The sequence below is a fragment of the Stenotrophomonas sp. P5_B8 genome, from assembly GCF_054049855.1.
Genome location: NZ_JBFULO010000461.1, coordinates 1 through 2,862, shown reverse-complemented (window position 1 = coordinate 2,862; position 2,862 = coordinate 1). Strand labels below are relative to the sequence as shown.

5 protein-coding genes are annotated in these 2,862 nt (G+C 69.3%); 3 read left to right on the top strand and 2 right to left on the bottom strand.

Going from position 1 to position 2,862, the window contains the following annotated elements; genetic code table 11:
• Positions 1-463, top strand: a 463-nt coding sequence (locus tag ACXJKH_RS18045) for an AAA-type ATPase lid domain-containing protein (protein ID WP_457321391.1), incomplete at its 5' end; no start/stop codon positions are given.
• Between the two features lie 15 nt (positions 464-478).
• Here ACXJKH_RS18045 and pdxH read toward each other — a convergent pair.
• Entirely contained in the window at positions 479-1,078 is a 600-nt protein-coding gene (gene pdxH / locus ACXJKH_RS18040) for a pyridoxamine 5'-phosphate oxidase (RefSeq protein ID WP_457321389.1), read from the bottom strand.
• 41 nt (positions 1,079-1,119) lie between these two features.
• Between pdxH and ACXJKH_RS18035 the strand changes: the two genes are divergently transcribed.
• Positions 1,120-1,947 (top strand): kinase, encoded by an 828-nt coding sequence (locus ACXJKH_RS18035; protein ID WP_457321387.1) that lies wholly within the window; start codon positions 1,120-1,122, stop codon positions 1,945-1,947.
• Between the two features lie 27 nt (positions 1,948-1,974).
• On the opposite strand, the gene ACXJKH_RS18030 is transcribed toward ACXJKH_RS18035, so the two are convergent.
• Positions 1,975-2,178, bottom strand: a complete 204-nt coding sequence (locus ACXJKH_RS18030) for a dodecin family protein (RefSeq protein ID WP_121038908.1) — start codon at positions 2,176-2,178, stop codon at positions 1,975-1,977.
• Between the two features lie 95 nt (positions 2,179-2,273).
• Between ACXJKH_RS18030 and ACXJKH_RS18025 the strand changes: the two genes are divergently transcribed.
• On the top strand, positions 2,274-2,816 hold the full coding sequence (locus ACXJKH_RS18025) for a shikimate kinase (RefSeq protein WP_457321385.1): 543 nt from the start codon (positions 2,274-2,276) through the stop codon (positions 2,814-2,816).
• Positions 2,817-2,862: the final 46 nt, after the last annotated feature.

Below are 2,862 nucleotides of genomic sequence, written 5' to 3'. Positions count from 1 at the left end.
GTATTACCGGCTGGCCGCGCTGCGGATCGCACTGCCGTCCCTGCACGAACGGCGCGAGGATGTGCCGCTGCTGGTGGCGCACTTCTTCCGGCTGCTCGGCGCGATGGACACCCCACTCACCCCCGATGCCCTGCAGCGGCTTGGCCAGTACCCCTGGCCGGGCAACGTGCGCGAACTGCGCAACATGATCGACCGGCTGCGCATCCATTGGCAGCAGGGGCACGGTGAACTGTCGATGGCACAGATGCTGGCGTGGCTTCCCGAACTGAACGGCAGCGCGGCGTCTTCAACCCCCTCGCCCACGGCGCCGAGCCGGGGCACGCCCGGCACGGCCCGGCCGGACGCGGCCACCCTGCAGCGTCTGCTCACCGCCTGCGGCGGCAACCGTGAAAAGGTCGCCGAGCAACTGGGGGTCTCCCGTACCACGCTGTGGCGATGGCTGCGCCAGCTCGCGCCGGCGTAGCGTTGCGATCGGCCCTTACGGGAACAACATCCGCTTGCTCCACTGCCCGTCCGCATCCGCTTCATAGCACCAGCGCTCATGCAGGCGGAACTGCGCGCCGTACCAGAACTCGATCCGCTGCGGCACCACGCGCAGTCCACTCCAGCCCTCCGGGCGCGGCACGTCGCGACCCTCGAAGCTGGCCTCCGTGGTGGCCACGCGCGCGTCGAATTCCTCGCGCGAGGACAGCGTTTGCGACTGCAGCGAGGCCCACGCACCGATCTGGCTCATGCGCGGACGCGAGGCGAAATACGTATCGGCTTCGGCATCCTCCACCTGCTCCACGCGCCCCTCGATGCGCACCTGGATGCCGGCCTCGCGCAGGCTGCGCCACAGGAACAGCAGTGCCGCATGCGGATTGGCACGCAGTTCGCGGCCCTTGTGGCTGTCCAGGTGCGTGTAGAACACGAAGCCGCGTGCGTCGAAGGCCTTGAGCAGCACGGTGCGCGCCGACGGCTGGCCAATGCTGTCGGCGGTCGCCACGGTCATCGCGTTGGGTTCGATTTCCGCGCTGCCCTTGGCTTCCTCGAACAGCGCGGCGAAGGTGGACAGCGCTTGGGTATACAGATCGGTCATGGTTGGTTTCTTGCCACCTGATTTGGGTTTATTGTCACCGCATGCCTGCCGCCGCGTACATGCCCAGCAACAAAGGCTTTCCGCAAGCCCTGGTCGCGCAGGCGCTGGAGGACGCGCTGGGCGCCGGCGTCGAGGTCCCAGTATTGGCGATCAGCGGCCTGCAGGGCAGCGGCAAATCGACGCTGGCCGCGCAGGTCGTGGCCCTGGCGGAAGCCCGCGGTCTGCGGGCGGCCATGTTCTCCATCGACGATGTCTACCTGACCCGCGCCCAGCGCCAGCGCCTGGCCCGCGAGGTGCACCCGCTGCTGCTCACTCGCGGGCCGCCGGGCACCCACGATCTGCCGCTGGCGCATGCCACCTTCGACGCCATCGCCGCGCGCCAGCCGGTAGTGCTGCCGCGCTTCGACAAACTGGCCGACGAACGCGTCGCATGGTCACTGTGGCCGCGCGTGGACGGCCCACTGGACCTGCTGGTCTTCGAAGGCTGGTTCCTCGGCACGCCGGCCCAGACCGAGGCCGAACTGATGCCGCCGCTGAACGCCCTGGAACGCGACGCGGACCCGGACGGACGCTGGCGCCACTGGTGCAACCAGGCCCTGGCCGCGGACTACCCCGCGCTGTGGCAGCGCTGCGACCGCCTGTGGTTCCTGCAGCCGCCGGACTTTGCGGTGATCCCGCGCTGGCGCTGGCAGCAGGAACAGAGCATGCAGGCCGCCCAACCCGAGCGCAGCAGCATGAGCCGCGCGCAGCTGGAACGCTTCGTGCAGTACTACGAACGGGTCAGCCGGCAGGCACTGCGCACCCTGCCCGCTCTGGCCGACCGGGTCATCGCGCTGGACGAGCAGCGTCGCATCGTGTCCCCGGCCTGATCGCCGGGCGGGAACCCCGGCGCCCGATCAGCCCACCAGGAAGGTCACCCGCAGATTGACCCGCCACTCGGTGATGTTGCCCTCGCCATCGGTCACGACCTTGGTTTCATTGATCCAGGCGCCCTGGATACCCTTGACCGTCTCGGAGACCTTCTTCAGGCCACTGCGCACGGCGTCCTCGACGCTGGTCTTGGAGGAGGCATTGATCTCGATGATTTTGGCCACTGACATGGGCACGCTCCGGCAACGCGCGGGACATTCCGCGCTCCCCACGATGGGGGCCTGCGCGTAAAGGCCGTGGCACGGAGATGTTAGGATCGCGGGTAATGAATCCCGCCCCGAACCTGATCCTGATCGGCCCGATKGGCGCCGGCAAAACCTGCATCGGGCGTCGCCTGGCCGAGCGCTTCACGCTGGACTTCGTCGACGCCGACCAGGCCATCGTCGATGCCGCCGGCGCCAGCATCGCGACCATCTTCGAGCACTCCGGCGAAGCCGGCTTCCGCCAGCACGAACGCCAGGTGCTGCAGACGCTGCTGGCCGGGCGCAACCAGCTGGTCTCCACCGGCGGTGGCGCGGTGCTGGATGCCGGCAATCGCCAGACCATCGCCGCGCACGGCTTCGTGGTGTACCTGCGGGTCAGCGTGCCGGCCCAGCTGGAACGGCTGGCGCGCGACCGCACCCGTCCCCTGCTGCAGCGTCCGGACCGCGAACAGGTCCTGCACGAGATGGCCGCGCTGCGCGACCCGCTCTACCGCGAGCTGGCCGACCTCACCCTGGACACCGACCTTTACACCCCCGCCGAGGCCACCGCGCAGCTGGTACTGCGCCTGGCCGCGCAATGGCAGCGACAGGAAACACCCGCATGACCCCCGCCCCCCGCACCGTCGCCGTTGGCGGCGACACCCCCTACAC